The sequence below is a fragment of the Gilliamella sp. BG1 genome (genome assembly GCF_046635625.1).
Classification (GTDB): domain Bacteria; phylum Pseudomonadota; class Gammaproteobacteria; order Enterobacterales; family Orbaceae; genus Gilliamella; species Gilliamella bombi.
This window is the reverse complement of the sequence record NZ_JBIDFG010000005.1, coordinates 115,355-135,327: the sequence shown is the minus strand read 5'-3', so window position 1 is coordinate 135,327 and position 19,973 is coordinate 115,355. Positions and strand designations below refer to the sequence as shown.

Here is a 19,973-nt window from a genome sequence, read left to right as displayed (position 1 = left end):
ATGACATTAAAGTTTTATTGAGTTTACAAAGTCTAGTTCTTCATCCTGCCAACCTTTAGATAGCGCGTTAACTAAAGCATCATATCCATTACTTGCTAAAGGAACATGGCGTTCAAATGGTTTGCTTTCAATATTATTTTTACTATCAGTAACAACCCATCGTCCTTTAATCACCGCATCACCAGTATAGCTTCCATGAAACCCATCAATAAATAACTTTACCGTCAATGTTGGCGTTGTAATTGATCTGCTAGAGACTAAATAATTTGGTAACATGACCGTTAAATCTTGCGTCAATCGTTCTTGCAATTGCTGAGATAGTGTTGAAGCCCATAAATGATGCATTGCTGTTTCATATTTGATATTATCAGTTTGTAATACAATACCTGGTTTATTTAAAAAACTCACCACATCTACCGACTCAATCCAAATAAAATATTTGGTAGTTTTTATTTTTTGCAATACTGGACTTGGTAAATTACTAGTTAGTTGAAAATAGCTTTTACTTGGGTCGTTAGCTGAACAACCGACTAATATTGCAAGTAATGGCATAAATATGATTGTAAGTAGCTTTTTATATATTTTCTTCATCATTTTTTACCTTTTGCTTTAGGCTCTTGATCTTTCTTCGCTGGAGCAGAAAAAATCAGTGCATTGCTCTTATCATTGAGAGTATTAAGTAATGGCGTTAATTCATCCATCATCTGTTGCACTTTTTGTAAACTCTCTTTCATTTGGTTATTTAATTCAGAACCTGGTTGTAATTCTTTCATTGTTTCATTTAATGAACGTAATGTTTTTTGTAAATCCTTTGGTATATTTTGCATCTCTTTACTTGCCATAATACGATTTAACGATTTCATTAATCGTTCACTCGAAGCTAATGATTGATTGAACTGCGATAGAGTATTGTTAAGTGGCAAATTATTAAAATTATCAAGTAACTGCATAATTTTTGCCTGAATTTGCGCAATCCCTGTCGAAGTCGCCTCAATTGTATCGTAACCAAACTGCTTCGCTAGTTGTGGATCATACTTATTTTTTAATTCAGGATAAAAATCAAGATCTATATATAGCGCACCAGTAAACATATTTGAAGTTTTTAATGACGCTCTTAACCCATTTTTTTGTTCTTTCATTATCAAAGCGGCAATATCGATTTTCTCATCAACTAATTCAGATAAACGATCAGGCTCTATCCTAATTAATATCGGCACCCTTTTATTTAAAATTGATGATTTTTCTAACATTTCAGCGGTATAAAATGGTACTTTAGATACTGTTCCTAATCTAATACCATGATATTCAACTGGTACTCCCTCTGTTAACCCCGATATAGAATCAGAAAGCATAATAAGGAATTCTTTATATTCAGTATATTGCGAATCTTGGATAGATTTTTTATCTTCATATAATGTATAAACTGCATTTTGCTCAGCGGGTGCACCTAATTTGGATCCTTCGGGTAAATCAAAACTAATTCCTCCAGACATTAATACATCCAGAGAAGGGACATCTAGGCTTGCACCTCGAGATGAAAGAGTTAAATTGATACCTCCTTCTTTCCAAAATCGTACGTTTTGTGTTACTAACACATCATAAGGTTTAGTAATAAAAATTTGATATTTCATCTTACGCGATTCAACATCAAATTCCGAGGTCTCCACATTCCCTACACGATAACCATGAAACATGATAGCTGCCCCTCGAGGAATCACACCATTTTGCTCACTTTCTAATTTTAGACGAATACCTTTGATACTAGGATCAGACAACGGAGGCGCATCAGAAAGCACAAAAGGTTTATTTTGAAAACTATGATTATCGTTCCCTGCGGCTAATTCTATATAGACACCCGATAAAATAGTACCTAATCCCGTTACCCCATCACGACCAATTTCTGGCTTGACGACCCAAAAAATCGAATCATTTTTCAGCAATGGAGCCATATCGCTATAAACACGGCCTTTTATAACCACTTGCTGGTAGTCATCAGATAAAGTCACTTCATCGACTATACCCACATCAACACTGCGATTTTTAATTACCGTTTTGCCAGCAACAATGCCACTTGCGTCTTTTGCAAGTAATGTGAACGAGGTACCTCTATCAGCATAATGAGAGTAGATTATCCATAGACCAACAATTGCAGTGACAATGGGAATAATCCATATTGCTGAAATAGCTCTAATTTTAATTATTTTTGCCAATTTACTTGATGTTGCCATATTGTTCCTATTAATCTATTTTCTATTTTGCGGACGATCCCAAATTAAACGAGGATCAAATTTTTGTGATGCAATCATTGTGATAATAACGACAGTTGCAAAGAATGTAACGCCAATATCAGGATAAACACCCATCATTTGCTGATTTCTCACTAAAGAACAAACGACAGAAACAACAAATATATCTATCATTGACCATTTACCAATAAACTCAACTGCACTATATAATTTTTTCATTTTTAAACAATTATTCTTATTTTTTCGTTTTACTGCTAATGCAAAATAACAAAGCCAACTTAGTGAAATAATTTTTAAAATTGGTATAACAACACTAGCGAGAAAAATAACAAGAGCAACAGGTACATCACCTGCTTGCCACATATAAATAACTCCATCCATGATATTTGAAGTTGATGCAGCCCCCAAAACAACAGTTATCATAATTCCAAATAAATTAGCAGGAATGTAAAGAATTAATGAAGTAATTAATAAAGCTATAGTCCATTGTATTTTATCACGCTCCCTAATTTTACTTTTTTGTTTACATCGAGGGCATTTTTTATAATGTATGGGTAATATAGCCTGACAACAATTACATAATTTTAGATTTTGACTAATTCCTGTTTTTCCAACTTTCAATGAATTAACAGCAAAGTTATTACGATGAATTTCGTTCCAAATTACTTCAGGCGAGAAAATAACTAAAGATTTTATATAAAAAAAGACAAATAGACAAAACGCCCAAAACGTACCAGTGACCCCAATACTGCCATAACTCATTAATTTAACAAAACTGACCAAAACACCAGTAAGAAAGATTTCCGGCATACACCAATGTTGAAATTTTTCATAAACAATAAGTAGATCGCGTTTGCGATATTTTGTTAATTGAATTCTGGAGCAAAGCAGGACGATGATTAATAAATTGAATATAGGGAAAAGTAAAACAAATAAAATAAAAAGCGCTGAAACATAGCTATATTTATCAAAATAAAGGGTCTTAGGAATATCTAATACGCTAACGCCAATGTAATTTCCTACAATTCGGATATCAATAAAGACAAAGCCGCAGGCGACAATAATCATAATTAATGAACAAGCTGCATACATAGCAGCTCTAAATTTCATATTGCTACTATTTTTAGCTAATGTAGTATTACAGCGTGGACAAACAGCTTTGTGCCCTACTGTTATATCAGTTAATTCTATGACCAAATCACAGTGTGAGCATAAAACATAATGTTGTTTATCAATGGTCATTGTTTTCCTTTATTTCGAAATATATTTTAACCTAAATAAATATTTCAGAGTAATATAACATTTGAGTATTAAATTAATGAGTTATTATTAAATAGTTTCTTGAAGAACAAATATTTTAATGAATAAAAGTTGGTTATATTAGCTCCAAAGCTAATCATATCAAATGACATTTTTTTATGAAAGTATTACTAAATTAAATTAGTGGGTTTTGATTATTATCAAATATAATCTTTATAAAATGCGTTATTCTTTTCATTATACTAAAATAATCAATATTAATTTAGGTTTGATAAAAATTCACAGCTATAAAATTAACAAAATAATTCAATAAATTTAATCTTGAATATCAATATTTCATCACCATTTGTTAGTTTCAATTATTACATAAAACAAATCATCCATAAAATTTGTGTCTTAATTTCCATAGTTAACTAAATAATTGTTGAGAAAAAAACTTGATACTGTATAACAATACAGTATAATATTACCAATCCTAACTCATTGGAATTTTATAATATGAACGAAAACAAACAACGCGCACTTTCTGCTGCATTAAGTCAAATCGAAAAACAATTTGGTAAAGGTTCAATTATGCGTTTAGGGGACACCCAAACGTTAGATGTAGATGCTGTATCTACAGGTTCTTTAGGTCTTGATATTGCTCTAGGTATTGGCGGTTTACCAATGGGTCGAATTGTTGAAATTTTTGGGCCAGAATCATCTGGTAAAACAACACTTACCTTATCAGTCATAGCACAAGCTCAAAAAGAAGGTAAGACTTGTGCATTTATTGATGCTGAACATGCACTCGATCCAATTTATGCAGCTAAATTAGGCGTTCAAGTTGATGACTTATTAGTTTCTCAACCTGATACAGGAGAGCAAGCCCTTGAAATTTGCGACGCTTTGGTTCGTTCTGGTGCTGTTGATGTTATTATTGTTGACTCAGTCGCAGCATTAACTCCAAAAGCTGAAATTGAGGGTGAAATGGGCGATTCTCATATGGGATTACAAGCTCGCTTAATGTCACAAGCATTACGTAAACTAACTGCGAATATCAAAAATGCAAATTGTTTAGTTGTATTTATTAACCAAATTCGTATGAAAATTGGTGTTATGTTTGGTAGCCCAGAAACAACAACAGGCGGTAATGCACTAAAATTCTATGCTTCTGTTCGCCTTGATATTCGTCGCACAGGTTCTGTGAAAGAAGGCGAAGATATTATTGGTAGTGATACTCGAGTTAAAGTGGTTAAAAATAAAGTTGCAGCACCTTTTAGACAAGCAGAATTCCAGATTCTTTATGGTTGTGGTATTTCTAAAGAAGGCGAATTGATTGACTTAGGGGTTAAACATAAGTTAGTCGATAAAGCTGGTGCATGGTATAGCTACAACGGCGAAAAAGTTGGACAAGGTAAAGCTAACTCAATTAAGTTTTTGCAAGAACATCCTGAAATCGCAAAAGAGCTCGAAACAAAACTACGTGATTTATTACTAAATAGTCCAGCAGATTTTACAGCCCCTGAAGACGATATTTCATTAGAGAATGACAGCATTGAATAATGAAAAAAAACTCAATAAATCAATCCTAAATAAAGCTGTGCAATTACTTGCACAGCGCGATCACTCTTCGTATGAACTAAGCCAAAAAATGATATTCTTTTTTGCAAAGAAGCAACAAAATACAGAAGAAGAATATCATGACCAATTGACTAAACTAAAAATTGAAATACAAGATGTGATTGAACATTGTATTAATCAAAATTGGATAAATGACGCCCATTATATTGAAAATTATATTGTTATGCGTGCCAATAAAGGCTACGGAAAGTATAAAATTGCAATAGAACTTAAACAACGGGGTTTATCTGTTGACTTAAGCCGTCAGTTATTACAAGCCTCTAATATAAACTGGGGAAACCTTGCATATAAACAATTATTAAAAAAGTCAAAACAAATCAAACCCGAAAATAACAATAAAAAACAAAAAGTTACTCAGTTTTTAGTTGCTAGAGGTTATACACAAGATGATATTAAAGCTGCTTACGATTTATTGACTTAAATAATTATAATATCTAGAATACAAAACATATAATTTAAAGCCTATTACAAATAAAGCTCATTAATTCTTTTTTTATTTTATCCCTATTTACTTGTAATAAATATTAGTTAGCTCCACTCCAATTTAGGAAGATTTACTTTTCAACTTTAGTTGTAACGGGTATATTACTATGTTTAAAAATCTATCGTTTTATATGGAAGCATAAATGAAAAGTACTGCAGAAATTCGTCAAAATTTTCTTGACTTTTTCCGTGGCAAAGGACATGAAGTTGTCGCAAGTAGTTCCCTTGTTCCACACAATGATCCAACATTATTATTTACTAATGCTGGAATGAATCAATTTAAAGATGTATTCCTTGGTGTTGATAAGCGTTCTTACACTAGAGCAACAACATCGCAACGTTGCGTCCGTGCTGGTGGAAAACATAATGATTTAGATAATGTTGGTTATACTGCTCGACACCATACATTTTTTGAGATGTTAGGAAACTTTAGTTTTGGTGACTACTTTAAACATGATGCAATACATTTTGCATGGGAATTATTGACCAGCAAAGAGTGGTTTAACCTACCTAAAGAGAAGTTAACCGTTACCGTTTATGAGACAGATGATGAAGCATATGCAATATGGGAAAAAGAAATCGGCATCCCTAAAGAACGCATAATTCGTATTGGTGATAATAAAGGTGCTCCGTATGCCTCAGATAACTTTTGGCAGATGGGTGATACCGGTCCTTGTGGTCCTTGTACCGAAATTTTCTATGATCATGGTGATCACATTTGGGGAGGACCTCCTGGTAGCGCAGAAGAAGATGGTGACAGATTTATAGAAATTTGGAATATTGTCTTTATGCAATTTAATCGCCATCCCGATGGAACAATGGAACCATTACCTAAGCCATCTGTGGATACTGGTATGGGACTAGAACGTATTGCTGCAGTGCTACAACACGTCAACTCTAATTATGAAATAGATCTGTTTAAGAAATTAATTAATGATGCTGCTAACGTTATTCAGACTAAAGATTTAGAAAATAAATCGCTACGCGTTATTGCCGACCATATCCGCTCTTGTGCATTCCTAATTTCAGATGGAGTTTTACCTTCAAACGAAGGACGAGGCTATGTACTACGCCGCATTATTCGACGCGCAGTGCGTCATGGGCACATGCTAGGAGCAAAAGATATTTTCTTTTATAAATTAGTTAAACCATTAATTGATGTGATGGGAAGCGCAGCGGTTGAATTAGAAAATAATCGAAAACTAGTCGAAGATGCACTTAAAATTGAAGAAGAGCAATTTTTAAAGACTCTTGAACGAGGGTTATCTTTATTAGATCAGGAATTAGCCAAAATAACGGGGAAAGTTTTACCTGGAGATATCGCATTTAAACTTTATGATACTTATGGTTTTCCATTAGATCTAACGGCAGATGTGTGTCGTGAAAAAAACATTACTATTGATGAAGATGGCTTTAACCAATGCATGGAAGAGCAACGAAAGCGAGCTCGCGAATCAAGCTCATTTAATGTTGATTATAGTAATGTTATCAAGCTTGATGATAAAACCGAATTTTTAGGTTATCAAGCAACAGAATCATCAGGAAAAGTTATTGCTATATTTAAAAACGGCCAAAAAGTCGAAAATATTAACGCAGGTGATGAAGCTATTGTCGTTTTAGACAAAACACCATTTTATGGAGAGTCTGGTGGCCAAATTGGTGATAAAGGCTTACTAACCGCGGCTAATCTTGAATTTAGTGTTTTTGATAGCCAAAAATATGGTAAAAGTATTGGTCATTTTGGTCAAATTATAAAAGGCTCTTTAAAAGTTGGTGATAATGTCATTGCTGCTATTGATGTTGAGTTGCGTGAACGTATTCGACGTAATCACTCAGCTACGCATCTATTACAAGCGGCTTTACAACGTATTTTAGGCAACCATGTCCACCAAAAAGGGTCTCTAGTTAATGATAGCTATTTACGTTTTGACTTTTCACATAATCAAGCCATTACGCCAGAACAAATTATTGAAATAGAGAACTTAGTAAATCAACAGATTCGTCGTAATTTACCAGTTGATATTGAGCTAATGCCAATTGATAAAGCTAAAGATAAAGGCGCTATGGCTTTATTTGGTGAAAAATATGAAGATATCGTTAGAGTTCTAACAATGGGCGATTTTTCAATTGAACTTTGTGGTGGTACTCACGTAAATAGAACTGGTGATATTGGGTTATTTAAAATAATATCAGAATCAAGCATAGCTTCTGGTGTACGCCGTATTGAGGCAACTTCAGGGCAAAATGCAATGGATCTGATCCATAATGAATCTAATTTATTAACTCAAATTGGACAACTAACTAAAAGTGACAAATCGGCAGTTTTAGTGCGCATTGAGCAATTGATCGAGCAAACTAAACAGCTTGAAAGAACAATTGAACAACTAAAAGCACAGAAAGCTAGCCAAGAAAGTGCACAATTACTTAATCAATGTGAAAAAATCAATGATAAACATTTACTAATTGCTAAACTTGATAATGTTGAAGCAAAATTATTACGGACTATGATTGATGATCTGAAAAATCAATTAAAGACAGGTGTAATAATTTTAGCCGCTGTCAATGATGATAAGATCAATTTAGCTGCAGGTGTAACCAATGACTTAGTCAATATAGTTAAGGCAGGAGATTTGGTTTCCCAATTAGCATTAAAAGTAGGCGGTAAAGGGGGTGGGCGACCTGATTTCGCTCAAGCAGGTGGAATGGATCTCTCGGCATTACCAGAAGCGTTATCTTCTGTGAAAAAGGAAATCAGTAATAAATTACAAGCAAATTAGCCAGATAGACTCAAAATATTTGTTAATTGAATATTAGAGTTTTCTGTAAAATCCCGTCTTATTGATGGGGGCTGATAAAGCTATATATTAAAATTGTTTGGATATATACTTAACTGATATTAGGAGATCTAATGTTAATTTTAACTAGGAGAGTAGGTGAAACACTAATAATTGGTGATGATGTAGTTATTACCATCTTGGGCGTGAAGGGAAATCAAGTCAGAGTAGGTATTAATGCACCTAAAGAAGTTTCTATTCATAGGGAAGAAATATATAACAAAATTCATCAACCACAAGAAGCAAATGATGAAATACCTAAGTCCATAGGGTAATATTGGGCAGGAAATAAACAACTAGCACGCGTAAGCAAAAAAATGTTTGACTTATTTTTTGTAAAACGTAATATGTGCGCCACACATTATGATTTTGTTGTTAAAGCAAAATCATAATACATTGGTGAGATGGCCGAGAGGCTGAAGGCGCTCCCCTGCTAAGGGAGTATGCGGTCAAAAGCTGCATCGAGGGTTCGAATCCCTCTCTCACCGCCATTAAATAAATTAAAATATGCATCCGTAGCTCAGCTGGATAGAGTACCCGGCTACGAACCGGGCGGTCAGGGGTTCGAATCCCTTCGGATGCACCATTTTAAATAAATTCAAAACGCATCCGTAGCTCAGCTGGATAGAGTACCCGGCTACGAACCGGGCGGTCAGGGGTTCGAATCCCTTCGGATGCACCACTTTTTTAACGAACTTACACGCATCCGTAGCTCAGCTGGATAGAGCACTCGGCTTCGAACCGAGCGGTCAGGGGTTCGAATCCCTTCGGGTGCGCCATTAACCACTTTCGAACACTTTATCAGTTATAGCAATAATAAAAAAAATAAAAACTTATCTTATTATATCCAGATTCAAAAACAGCGAAGAACTACTCATCACACCACTTTGTACGTTTATTTGTATATTTTGGAAATTTTGATACCGCATAGTTAAAACTAATGTAGAAAATTACGCTGCTTGTTTTAATGTTTTATATTCGGCTGTGTCATGTTATTTAATGCCTCATGTGGCCTTTCAGTGTTATAAATCATTAACCATTCTTCGGTTATTCTCCTTGCTTGTACTAATTTGTTAAAAAGATATAAATTGAGTACTTCAGTACGATTAAATCGTTCAATATAGCCATTTTGATAAGGACTACCGGGCTGGATATAATCAATGGCTATATCATGTGATTTAGCCAAGTTTATAAAGGTTTTTCCTGTAAATTCTGGTCCATTATCGACCCGTATTTTTAATGGATACCCTCGATATTCAGCCAGTTTATCTAAGTAACGGGTAATTCTTCCCGCTGGTAAGCTTACTGCAATATCAATCTCTAACGCCTCACGATTAAAGCCATCGATGACATTGAATGTCCTAAAGCGACGTTGATTACAGCTACTATCACTGATAAAAACCATTAATCAACATTCACCTTTTTTATTAGAAATATGATAACTTTTCTGGTGTTCGAAATAAAATACGCTTCTATGTTTTATTCTGAGGTTAAGCCTTAACTCACAATATACTCGATAAACACGTCTATTTATCCATTTATAATCAAGCTACCAATTTACAGAATCATTACAATCCGATACTGAAATATTAAAAATTTGATTAATATTTTCCATAATTCTTTATATTCAATTTGATTTTTTTGATAAAAATCGACGATATCATCTACTACATTTTTACCAAAACATAACTTATCTTTTTCTTATTCTTTAAATCAATTTTAATTGGTAGTATATTATGATCGGTTTTACAGATCGATTAAATAGCGCACGATAGCTAAAACCTATATTAATTGATGTTACTGATCGTTGAAATCTTTCAAATATTTTTAAAAAGTAATAAGTTATAGTAAATTTAAATAATGAAAGGAGTGTAAATAATGTGCAAAAATATCAAGCAAAAAATTTTAAGAATTAAAGAATTAAAATCAAAAACAGGGCTACTCACAAAAAAAGAAATATTTGAACTAAATAGCTTAATAAAAGAGCTTAAAGAATTGTTAAGGGTAAAATTACAAGAACAACAAGATATTGACTTCATTATTGATATTTATTAGTTTTTTTAGGAAACCTACTTACATCAACATCAACCAAAAACTAAAATACAATAAAACGAATAAAAAGGGGAACTAAAAACTCCCCCCTTTATTATAACTATCTTCTAAAAAGTAGAAAATTGTCTATAATAAAAGTAAAAGAGAATTTGAATATGAAAAAGGTGATAAGCACCAAATCGTACCGATATTAAAAAAGTTAAAGCACGTTTCTCAATTAAAGCGCTTTGCCTCAAATAAGATATGGGATATTCAACTTTTTATAAATGGAGGAAAAATACGATGATCTAGAAATTTCGGATATCAGATGTTTAAAAGAGTTAGAAGCGAAAAATCTCAAGCCTAAACGGATGTTTGCAAAATTACAGCTTCAAGAAGAAATCAGAACAAAAACGTGGACAAAATAGCTACAGCCTATTCAATCTATCTCAATTACCATGAGCTGTATATGTATATTGTGAGATTAATTCACTGTGCTTACTATTATCATCCTAAATAATCAAATAATCTGATGATTATATCGATATTAAGTAATTCGAAATTATATTATAACAACATCTTTATGCTTTTTATTTTCTTTTTATTCAAAGATAAACAGCCCTCTAGCCGATATTATGAAAAATATTTATTTGTATATGATTAATATATCAAAAAACAGCTTATCGTCTATCTATTTGAATAAATAATATTTTACTAGTTCCCTAAAGTTCTTCTGGTCGCCATTTCGGTTGAATCCCAATATAATTCTAGTATACTAAGCTAACAAATTTTAATATCGGTAAATTAATCTACTTTTTAATTTATATGTTCTGTTTTCTATAATAGAATAACGATAAAGTAGAAAGATATTCCCTAGTTAATAATGGACACTATTTATGTTGGACCCAAATTTACTCCGAAATGAATTGGATCTTGTCGCTAATAAATTAGCACGTCGAGGATTTAAATTAGATATTGATACGATTCGTCACTTAGAAGAAAAACGCAAAGTATTACAAGTTGAAACCGAGAACTTACAAGCCGAACGTAATGCTCGTTCAAAAGCAATTGGTGAAGCAAAAGCACGAGGCGAAGATATTACAGCTGTCCGTGAAGAAGTCAATAAACTTGGTGAAAAACTCAATAGCGCTAAAGCAGAGCTTGATATCCTACTAAGCAAAATTAAAGATATCGCTTCCACTATCCCAAATATTCCTGATGACTCTGTTCCTGATGGAAAAGATGAAAATGATAATGTTGAAATTTCACGCTTTGGCACACCAAGAAAATTTGATTTCCCAATTCAAGATCATGTTGCATTAGGAGAACGCTTTGGTGATCTTGACTTTGCAGCAGGGGTAAAACTCACAGGTGCACGTTTTGTGGTTATGAAATCACAAATCGCACGCTTACATCGTGCTATTACTCAATTCATGTTAGATTTACACACAGAACAGCATGGTTATGCCGAAATTTATGTACCGTATTTAGTCAATCAAGCAACACTTTTTGGAACAGGACAATTGCCAAAGTTTGCAGGTGACTTATTTCATACTAAACCGCTTGATGAAGAAGCTGAAAGCAGTAATTATGCATTAATTCCAACTGCCGAAGTGCCTGTAACTAATCTTGTGCGCGATGAAATCCTTGATGAAAGTGTATTACCATTAAAAATGACAGCACACACTCCTTGCTTTCGCTCTGAAGCAGGATCTTACGGTAAAGATACTCGCGGCTTAATCCGTATGCATCAATTTGATAAAGTAGAATTGGTTCAAATTGTTAAGCCAGAAGAATCGATGAAGGCATTAGAAGAGTTAACTGCTCACGCAGAAAAAGTATTGCAATTACTTGAATTACCATATCGAAAAATTGTGTTATGTACTGGAGATATGGGCTTTGGCTCTTGTAAAACCTATGACCTTGAAGTATGGGTACCAGCTCAAAATACATACCGAGAAATTTCTTCTTGCTCAAATATGTGGGATTTCCAAGCTCGCCGAATGCAAGCTCGTTATCGTAATAAAGCTGATAATAAAACATATTTAGTACATACACTAAATGGTTCTGGTCTAGCTGTTGGACGTACACTTGTTGCTATTATGGAAAACTATCAACAAGCAGATGGTTCAATTAAAGTTCCATCCGTTTTAGTACCTTATATGAATGGTGTTGAGTTTATTAAATAACTTACATTATCTTAGAGAATAGCGCTATCTATTAGCGCTATTTTTTTATTAATAAAGGTGAAAAAAATGATAAAAGGTGTAGCGCTTTCAATACTGGCATCATGTCTATTTGGGTTACTGTATTACTACCCAGTTTTGTTACACTCCTTATCTGTTGTTGATATTTTTTGTTGGCGATTACTAACTTCATTTCCTGCAATAGCTATATTAATCATTGCGGGAAAACAGTGGTCAGTTATAACTGCACTTTTTAGACGAATAAAACAACAACCACTTTTTTTATTGGGGTTATTATTTTCTTCTGTTTTGCTCACAATACAAATGATGATTTTTATTTGGGCACCACTTAACGGACATGGGTTATCAGCATCGCTAGGTTATTTTTTATTGCCACTAGCAATGGTGATTTCTGGGCAAATTTTTTATAAAGAAAAGCTCAGCTTCTTGCAAAAAATAGCTGTTGCACTTGCAGTATTAGGCGTTGCCATTGAAATTTACATCACTGGTGCTTTCTCATGGGAAACCGCTGTTATTGCTTTGGGGTATCCAATCTACTTTATGACAAGGCGCAAATTGCGAATAGATGGCATTGTGGGCACCTTTTCTGACTTTTTCTTTATCTTCCTAGGGTGCCTTATATATTGTGCCTTAAATTATCGTTTAGACAAAATTATTAGTGATCTTTCTCATTTCCCGATTTACATACCAACCTTGGGGATCATCACGGCTATTGCTTTTGCAATCTATTTTGTTGCAAGTCGCTTACTGCCCATGGGATTATTTGGTTTATTAGGATATGTAGAGCCAGTACTACTAACAGTTATTTCTATACTGTTTTTGCATGAGAAAGTTTCATCAGAACATATTGTATCATATGGATTTATTTGGTTATCTGTCTGCATTCTAGCTTTTGAGGGTGGGATTTTTGTTATACGTGCAATAAAACGAAAAAGATTACAATAGATACAAAAGAGGCACAATTGAATGCGCCTCTTATCAAACAATCTATCAACTATTTACTAAATGTAACATAATGACCATAACTTTCTAAAATACCTTGGATCCTATCAAGGGTTTCTCTTGGTGGAGCCTCAACGCCTTCCAACTTATATTTATCACCAATCGTATCCCATTTATAAGCACCTAGTTTATGATAAGCAAGTAATTCTACACGCTCAATATTATCCATCCCCTCAATAAATTTACCAAGCAGATGTGCTGAATTATCATCATCAGTCCACCCAGGAACAACAACATAACGTATCCAAGTTCGCTTATTAATTTTTTGCAAATATTTAGCAAATTCAAGAACTCGTTTATTTGGCACTCCAACTAATTTTTGATGAATTTCATCATTAACTTGCTTTAAATCAAGCATGACCAAATCTGTTACTTCTAAAAGTTCATCAACAACATGGTCGAGCTGCCTTGCATAACCATTAGTATCCAAACAAGTACTAATGCCTTCTTGATGACAAGCTCTAAACCATTGAGTAACAAACTCAGCTTGTAACGTAGCCTCACCGCCCGAAGCTGTCACACCACCACCATTAGGCATAATAAAACTTTTGTAAGAAACAATTTCTTTCATAAGCTCATCAACGGTGACCTCTCGGCCAGCTTTTAAATCCCATGTATCACGATTATGGCAATACAAGCAACGCATTAAGCAACCTTGAAAAAAAACAATAAAACGAATCCCTGGACCATCAACAGTACCAAAGGATTCAAAAGAGTGGATACGGCCTTTAATAGGCGAATTAGTTGTCATAATAATATTTTGTTGTTCCATAGATAATCTCGAATCATTGCTCATATGACTTTTTAATAATTTTAACTCCACTACCGTCAAACTTAAACCAATAGTATTAATCGTCACGAATTATATTTTGATTAATTATACTGGATAAATATCAACAATATTAAATTATTATCATCGTATTAATATTTAATTTAAAGATGGCAAAAATAATATTTGCACTGATAAAAAAATAGCGCCTTTAAAGACGCTATTTTCGATTAAGTTAACAATTAACTAAATTACATTTTTTGTGTAAATGTACGGTTAATTACGTCATTTTGTTGTTCTTTAGTTAATGAGTTGAAACGCACCGCATATCCAGAAACACGAATAGTTAATTGTGGATATTTTTCAGGATGTTCCATCGCATCTAATAATGTATCACGATTTAATACATTAACATTTAGATGTTGACCACCTTCTACTGTAGCTTCGTGATGGAAATAACCATCCATTAAACCAGCTAAGTTGCGTTTACGCACATCATCATCTTTACCTAATGCATTTGGAACGATAGAGAAAGTATAAGAAATACCATCTTTAGCATAAGCAAATGGAAGTTTAGCAACAGATGTTAATGAAGCTACCGCACCTTTTTGGTCACGACCGTGCATTGGGTTGGCACCTGGTCCAAATGGCGCACCAGCACGACGTCCGTCTGGAGTATTACCTGTTTTCTTACCATAAACAACGTTTGATGTAATGGTTAATACAGATTGTGTAGGTGTTGCATTACGATAAGTTTTAAGTTTTTGAATTTTCTTCATAAAACGTTCAACTAAATCAACAGCGATATCATCAACTCGTGGATCGTTATTACCAAATTGTGGATATTCACCTTCAATTTCAAAGTCAGTAGCTAAACCATCTTCATCACGAATTGCTTTTACTTTTGCATACTTAATCGCAGAAAGAGAGTCAGCTGCAACTGAAAGACCAGCAATACCACATGCCATAGTACGAATAACATCACGATCATGAAGCGCCATTAATGATGCTTCATAGCTGTATTTATCGTGCATATAGTGAATAGCATTTAATGCAGTTACGTATTGTTTTGCTAACCAATCCATAAAGTGGTCTAAACGAGCAAACACTGTATCAAAATCTAAATATTCATCAGTGATTGGAGCCTCTTTAGGACCAACTTGCATTTTTAATTTTTCATCCACACCGCCGTTGATTGCGTATAGTAGAGTTTTAGCAAGGTTTGCACGCGCACCAAAGAATTGCATTTGTTTACCAACAATCATTGGGCTTACACAACATGCAATAGCATAGTCATCATTGTTAAAGTCAGGACGCATTAAATCATCATTTTCATATTGTAATGATGATGTATCGATCGATACTTTTGATGCGAACTCTTTAAATCCACTTGGTAATTTTTCAGACCAAAGGATTGTCATATTAGGTTCTGGAGATGGACCCATTGTATATAAAGTATTTAAGAAACGGAAAGAAGTCTTAGTAACTAATGTACGACCGTCAACACCCATACCAGCGATAGATTCAGTTGCCCAGATTGGGTCACCAGAGAATAATTCATCATATTCTGGCGTACGTAAGAAACGAACCATACGTAACTTCATAACAAAATGGTCAACAATTTCTTGAGCATCTTTTTCTGTAATTAAACCAGCTTCAAGATCGCGTTGGAAGTAAATATCAAAGAAAGTCGAAGTACGACCTAATGACATTGCAGCACCATTTTGTGATTTAACCGCAGCTAAATAACCAAAATATGTCCATTGAACTGCTTCTTGTGCAGTTTTTGCTGGGGCAGAAATATCGAAGCCGTATTTAGCTGCCATTTCTTTAATTTGGCCAAGTGCACGATGCTGTTCAGCAATTTCTTCACGACGTTGCATAATCATTGGAAGATCAACACCGTTTTCGAAATCAGCTTGTAGTGAATTGAATTGTGCAAATTTATCTTGCATTAAGTAGTCGATACCGTAGAGCGCAACACGACGGTAGTCACCAATAATACGACCACGGCCATAAGCATCAGGAAGACCTGTAATAACACCTGATTTACGACAACGAAGAATATCTGGAGTATAAATATCGAAAACACCTTGGTTATGAGTTTTACGATATTCAGTAAAGATTTTTTTGACTAAAGGATCAAGCGTTCTGTTATAAGCTTTGCAAGAATTCTCGATCATTTTGATACCACCAAACGGAATAATTGCACGTTTTAATGGTTTTTCAGTTTGTAAGCCAACAATTTTTTCTAAATCTTTTTCAATATAACCTGCATCATGAGCAGTAATTGTCGAAATAACACTTGTATCAAAATCCACAGGGGCATGGGTAGCATTTTCAATTTTAATGCCTTCCATTACTTTATCCCATAACTTAGTTGTGGCTTCAGTTGCGCCAGCTAAGAAAGACTCATCGCCCTCATATGGCGTGTAGTTTTTTTGAATAAAATCGCGGACATTAACATTATTTTGCCAATCACCATCTTTAAATCCTTTCCAAGCTGCTGCTTGTACTTCGTTTAAATTACTCATAATTTTCACCTCAGGTTTACAAAAATAACTATTTACCCTATTAAATATGAGGGTAAATATTATAAAATCAATGTGGCTTACGTAAATATAAAGCCCAATAAGGTAGTGCTACAGCTAAACCACCTAAAATATTCCCAATTGTAACTGGAATTAAATTTTTAAATACAAAATGCGATACAGTTAACTCTTTAAATGCATCTGCCGACACACCAGCTGCTTGCCAAAACTCAGGGGACGCAAAGTTCTTAATCACAATACCCATAGGAATCATAAACATATTTGCAATACTATGCTCAAAACCGCTGGCGACAAACATTGCAACAGGTAAAACCATAATTAGCATTTTATCAAGTAAGCTACGACCAGCGTAACTCAACCAGGCGGCCAAACAGACCATTAGATTAGCTAGAAAGCCAAGACATACTGCCTCAATAAAGGTGTGATGTAATTTATGATCAGCGGTTTGTAAAATATTTAGTCCCCACAAACCATTGGCTACCATATACTGGCCTGAAAACCAAATAACTGTAACAAACAGTATAGCACCAATAAAGTTACCAACATAGACCAAAATCCAATTACGAATCATTTTAGTCCAGCCAATTTTATGGGTCATTTTAGGTAAAATGGTCAATACGGTTGAAGTAAATAAGTCAGAACCACAACAAACAACAAGCATAAGTCCTAAAGAGAAACAAATACCGCCGACTAATTTTGCCAAACCAAAAGCAACGGTTGCTGTTCCGGTTGTTACGGTAATATAAAATACAAAAGCGATAGAGATATAAACACCAGCAAGCATTGCGGATAAAATCGTACTACATGGGTGTTTGTTTACTTTGTAATTGCCAAGATCTTCAGCAATTTGGGTCATTTGTGCGGGAGAATATGAATCCACAAGTTTATTGGTACTCAAACTAACATCCTCAAAAAAACTAGGGTTTTATGAGACGCATAGTATACTCAAAATTTGAAGCAGATCACGTTTTTTTTATTAAAAAACTTTAAAACCACAAAAATCCCTCATTATTAAAGAGGTTACTTATAGTAAAAATAGTGAATTAAAATTTTTAGGAAGATTTATACCTAGTGGGGAGCTAATCTTATTTAGAATCAACCTATCGGACGTGATTAAAATTAGCCATATTAACTTTGCCGTGCTATAGCGTATTTTTTGCTCTAAAATCGTTCAGGTAGGCTATTGATTTTATTTAATTTTTTATTTTAAATGAAATCAAACACTTATAGAATAGTTTTTTTTATTACACTGGATTCTGCTTTTTAAGAAAAGCGCTTTTGTTATTTAATAATAGCTATTTAATAATAACTTGTTAATAACAGCTAGTTAATAACAAAAGCGCAAGATTTTAATTTGTATCGATCAGAGCACTATTTTGGCTTTCAGTCATTAAAGCGCAAAGCTCGCAGACTTTTGCTGCTCAATACCTAAAGCCTCAGAGGCTTGGTTATTTGTTATATTATCCTTTATTTGCACCATAAACTATTCCTGAGCCTAAGGATTAAAAAATAAACACTAAAATCTAAGGTGTGGTGCAAACAGCATAATACCCGAAGGTAGCACCCATGTGATTGCTATTGATGTAGCCAGTGTCCGAGTAGACATAGAACTGACGGTTAGGTATGGCGTTGATCGTCCAATAACCATAGTGGGAGTGAGTACTGTAAGCGAAATCCGCATTAGCGTAATGGGACATGTAGCCCCACTCCGTGAAAAATCCAGCTCCAATTCGACGCTGGTAATAATTTTCAGATGACGACGGCGTGGCACTAGAAATAGGAAAACTAGCTGTTCTGACTGCATTGGTTAAATCTCTTACCTGCGTAAGACGATACCCCAAACGACTACACCATGTTGTTTGAGCTGGGGCTGTATCATATTTACCTCCTCGGTTAACAAACCACTGCTTTAACTTAAATCCATATTTTACTACCTCATCACCGGTATTAATATCTCTACCCACTAACTCAAACGTCTGTGGTAACTGTGGCTTAGCAATTGGGTTAGGATGAGGATTGTACCATTGATTTCTTGCCTCTGGACCTGTTAGCTTAACACGAGCGACAACTTGTCCCTTATCTTCATCAGGGATCCACTTATCATTAGCTACAACATTTGTCACTGTCGCAGTGATGCCCCCCAAAGTAATGGGTTCCCATGTCAATTCCTTTATATCTACTCCACTTATGAGTAAATCAAAATATAAATTATGCCCACCCGTGGTCGGAAAATTAAGACTGTATGATTCAGGATGAATTGATTCAAAATCAATTGATTGTACTAAAAAGCCCTTATCGGGATTCCATATGTCAGCTGGACCCGCTCTTTCTTCATCACCCAAAAGTAGATTTGGCCTTACATAATTGATAACTGGCGACGGTAGCATTATTGCATCACTACGATTACCTGTTCGAGATTTTTTGCCATTCGCCTGAACATTCCATGACGATGACAATAATAACAGTGCTAATACTAGCAAAGCTGTTTTAGGTGATTTGAGCGGTAATTTCGATAATTCGTTGAGAAATAATTTGGAAGGTATAAATGAGCTTAGTGTAAAAACACGTCGAATAAGATTATTTAATAAATTTAAGACATAGGTTTGCCAGTGCTGATGTCTGGTGTCTAAAATGATAATGCATTATGGTTTACCTGTCAAGTAATTATTTGTTTTATTTGGATTTTTATTATTTTCCGATTATTTAAAAAGCTTGCTTTCCTATAGCGGTTAAAGTATAACCATTTAAAAAATTGTTGGCTAGTTTTTTGGCGGATTTTTTTGTAAAGAAATGTAAAGATGAAAATCATTCACTTTATAGATAAGTAAATTTTTAATTAAAATAATTCTTTAAAAACTGTTAGAGTGTTTTACCCACAATCGCTTAGACTTTTGTTTATTACCTTTTGTTAGTTAGCTATTGTTTGTTAGCTTCTGAATCGCTAGATGTTGACTGATTATGTTGTG

At 34.2% G+C, this 19,973-nt stretch carries 15 protein-coding genes and 4 tRNA genes; 11 read left to right on the top strand and 8 right to left on the bottom strand.

Annotation, left to right across the window (positions count from 1 at the left end; all coding sequences use genetic code 11):
- Positions 1 to 6: 6 nt before the first annotated feature.
- From ACGH80_RS03745 to ACGH80_RS03735, 3 genes are read right to left on the bottom strand one after another with little or no spacing between them, the layout of a single operon-like run.
- Positions 7 to 594, bottom strand: coding sequence for a membrane integrity-associated transporter subunit PqiC (locus ACGH80_RS03745; RefSeq protein WP_411630550.1), 588 nt, complete (start codon positions 592 to 594; stop codon positions 7 to 9).
- A complete protein-coding gene (pqiB, locus tag ACGH80_RS03740) occupies positions 591 to 2,228 on the bottom strand; it encodes an intermembrane transport protein PqiB (protein WP_085164896.1) in 1,638 nt (545 codons plus the stop codon). Before pqiB ends, ACGH80_RS03745 begins: the two co-directional genes overlap by 4 nt.
- Before the next feature lie 15 nt (positions 2,229 to 2,243).
- Positions 2,244 to 3,488, bottom strand: coding sequence for a PqiA/YebS family transporter subunit (locus ACGH80_RS03735; RefSeq protein WP_085164898.1), 1,245 nt, complete (start codon positions 3,486 to 3,488; stop codon positions 2,244 to 2,246).
- 516 nt (positions 3,489 to 4,004) lie between these two features.
- Here ACGH80_RS03735 and recA point away from each other — a divergent pair.
- From recA to ACGH80_RS03695, 8 genes are all read left to right on the top strand, one after another.
- Positions 4,005 to 5,051, top strand: coding sequence for a recombinase RecA (recA, locus tag ACGH80_RS03730; protein ID WP_065574897.1), 1,047 nt, complete (start codon positions 4,005 to 4,007; stop codon positions 5,049 to 5,051).
- The gene (locus tag ACGH80_RS03725) at positions 5,044 to 5,550 is read left to right on the top strand and encodes a regulatory protein RecX (RefSeq protein WP_167370068.1); all 507 of its coding nucleotides are present in this window, start codon (positions 5,044 to 5,046) and stop codon (positions 5,548 to 5,550) included. The genes recA and ACGH80_RS03725 overlap by 8 nt, the downstream gene beginning before the upstream one ends.
- Positions 5,551 to 5,755: 205 nt before the next feature.
- Entirely contained in the window at positions 5,756 to 8,389 is a 2,634-nt protein-coding gene (gene alaS / locus ACGH80_RS03720) for an alanine--tRNA ligase (protein ID WP_085164902.1), read from the top strand.
- Between the two features lie 131 nt (positions 8,390 to 8,520).
- On the top strand, positions 8,521 to 8,721 hold the full coding sequence (gene csrA, locus ACGH80_RS03715) for a carbon storage regulator CsrA (RefSeq protein WP_034913196.1): 201 nt from the start codon (positions 8,521 to 8,523) through the stop codon (positions 8,719 to 8,721).
- Positions 8,722 to 8,844: 123 nt separating this feature from the next.
- A tRNA-Ser gene (locus tag ACGH80_RS03710) sits at positions 8,845 to 8,937 on the top strand.
- Between the two features lie 18 nt (positions 8,938 to 8,955).
- Positions 8,956 to 9,032, top strand: a tRNA-Arg gene (locus ACGH80_RS03705).
- A gap of 19 nt (positions 9,033 to 9,051) precedes the next feature.
- A tRNA-Arg gene (locus ACGH80_RS03700) sits at positions 9,052 to 9,128 on the top strand.
- Between the two features lie 20 nt (positions 9,129 to 9,148).
- A tRNA-Arg gene (locus tag ACGH80_RS03695) sits at positions 9,149 to 9,225 on the top strand.
- A gap of 185 nt (positions 9,226 to 9,410) precedes the next feature.
- On the opposite strand, the gene ACGH80_RS03690 is transcribed toward ACGH80_RS03695, so the two are convergent.
- Positions 9,411 to 9,851, bottom strand: coding sequence for an integrase core domain-containing protein (locus tag ACGH80_RS03690; protein ID WP_411630549.1), 441 nt, complete (start codon positions 9,849 to 9,851; stop codon positions 9,411 to 9,413).
- Positions 9,852 to 10,324: 473 nt separating this feature from the next.
- Here ACGH80_RS03690 and ACGH80_RS03685 point away from each other — a divergent pair, with 473 nt between their 5' ends.
- The 3 genes from ACGH80_RS03685 (at position 10,325) to rarD (ending at position 13,629) form a co-directional block, all read left to right on the top strand.
- Positions 10,325 to 10,501, top strand: coding sequence for a hypothetical protein (locus ACGH80_RS03685; RefSeq protein WP_155266131.1), 177 nt, complete (start codon positions 10,325 to 10,327; stop codon positions 10,499 to 10,501).
- Positions 10,502 to 11,373: 872 nt separating this feature from the next.
- On the top strand, positions 11,374 to 12,666 hold the full coding sequence (gene serS / locus ACGH80_RS03680) for a serine--tRNA ligase (protein WP_085164904.1): 1,293 nt from the start codon (positions 11,374 to 11,376) through the stop codon (positions 12,664 to 12,666).
- Positions 12,667 to 12,732: 66 nt separating this feature from the next.
- Positions 12,733 to 13,629, top strand: a complete 897-nt coding sequence (gene rarD / locus ACGH80_RS03675; protein WP_296300341.1) for an EamA family transporter RarD — start codon at positions 12,733 to 12,735, stop codon at positions 13,627 to 13,629.
- A 49-nt stretch (positions 13,630 to 13,678) separates the two neighbouring features.
- Here the strand turns inward: rarD and pflA are convergent, their stop codons facing one another.
- From pflA to ACGH80_RS03655, 4 genes are all read right to left on the bottom strand, one after another.
- On the bottom strand, positions 13,679 to 14,458 hold the full coding sequence (pflA, locus tag ACGH80_RS03670) for a pyruvate formate lyase 1-activating protein (protein ID WP_218055817.1): 780 nt from the start codon (positions 14,456 to 14,458) through the stop codon (positions 13,679 to 13,681).
- Between the two features lie 248 nt (positions 14,459 to 14,706).
- Positions 14,707 to 16,989 (bottom strand): formate C-acetyltransferase, encoded by a 2,283-nt coding sequence (gene pflB, locus ACGH80_RS03665; RefSeq protein ID WP_085164906.1) that lies wholly within the window; start codon positions 16,987 to 16,989, stop codon positions 14,707 to 14,709.
- A 67-nt stretch (positions 16,990 to 17,056) separates the two neighbouring features.
- The gene (focA, locus tag ACGH80_RS03660) at positions 17,057 to 17,905 is read right to left on the bottom strand and encodes a formate transporter FocA (RefSeq protein WP_081298300.1); all 849 of its coding nucleotides are present in this window, start codon (positions 17,903 to 17,905) and stop codon (positions 17,057 to 17,059) included.
- 625 nt (positions 17,906 to 18,530) lie between these two features.
- Complete coding sequence (locus ACGH80_RS03655; protein ID WP_174798727.1) at positions 18,531 to 19,463, bottom strand: hypothetical protein; 933 nt, start codon at positions 19,461 to 19,463, stop codon at positions 18,531 to 18,533.
- Positions 19,464 to 19,973 lie beyond the last annotated feature (510 nt).